This is a genomic window from Methylobacterium sp. J-030, from assembly GCF_022829545.1.
GTDB lineage: Bacteria > Pseudomonadota > Alphaproteobacteria > Rhizobiales > Beijerinckiaceae > Methylobacterium.
In genome coordinates this window covers 1-1,071 of the sequence record NZ_JAKSYM010000021.1, presented here as the reverse complement: position 1 = coordinate 1,071, position 1,071 = coordinate 1, and the positions used below count along the sequence as shown (strand labels likewise).

Genomic DNA, 1,071 nt, shown 5'->3' with positions numbered 1-1,071 from the left:
CGTTCGGCGGGGCCGGCGGCGCGACGCCTCGGCGCTCAGCGCGCTCGTTCCACGCGGGCGGCTCTTCGTGCGTCAGGCGTGCCGCGTCGAGGGGCGCACGGCTGATCAACGGCAGATGCGGGTTGGCACGTGGCGGTAGGGTCGCCGGTTGCGCAACCGTATCCACCGGGTTCGGGTCCAGGAAGGTGCGGGGTCCGTCGGCGACGGAGAAGGTACCTGGATCGTCCGCATGCGAGAGAGGCCCCGTCAGGTGTGGGACCTCTATCCAGCGCGGGAAGATAGATGGCGGTGGCGAATCCCTAGACGCCGCCGACGCTGGCTGCCGAGTGGATGTCCAATCGGTGTGGGGAAGAAGCCAAGCCCCGCCCACCGCAAACAGCGTGAGGGTAGAGAGGCAAGAAATCGAGATCGTGGCCCAAGACGACAGGCGGCTGCTGGGCCTAACGACCGTAAGAGGCCGGGCCGCGCCGAGGGGCTTCAGGTCGCCAACAAAGATGGGACCACGCTGTAACATTCTCGGAGAACTGCACTTTGCCAACGACAGTTCAAGGCCGGTACGATTTAAAATTCTCGTTGAGTGAACGTAGTTAAAAATATTCGAGTGCACACTAATGATGCAGACTGCTCAAATAACCCGATGTGAGCCGTCGCATGGTAGCCGACGAAATTCGCTTGCATCACGGGCGTTCGACAAATGGTCCGACCTCAGACCGTCACCGTGGAGGACGTATTGATCCGCCGGATCGTCGCCACAGGTTGTTCTAGCCGGATGCCGTTCCTAGCGTCGCGGCAAGGAGATGCCTGATGCGCTTTTTGACCCTCAGTGTGGTCGCTGCGATTGGAACCACAATTCTATCCCTGCCCGCTGCGGCCGTGCCTGCCGCCCCCGTCGCCGGTATCTCGTCGCCGTCCGACATGCTCACGAACGTGCGGATGAGGCGTCACCACATGCGCCGTCGGATGATGTCGCGGACCCAACGGAGATATCCCGGCGCCAGCTTCGCCCGGAACAAGACGCCGGGAGCACCCGCTGGCAGCGGTGGCGGCAATGGGGTGACCGGTAGCTACGCC

1 protein-coding gene is annotated in these 1,071 nt (G+C 63.3%); it reads left to right on the top strand.

The window, feature by feature from the left end; genetic code table 11:
- Positions 1 to 804: 804 nt before the first annotated feature.
- A partial coding sequence (locus tag MKK75_RS00455; RefSeq protein WP_244040673.1) for a hypothetical protein occupies positions 805 to 1,071 on the top strand: 267 nt, incomplete at its 3' end.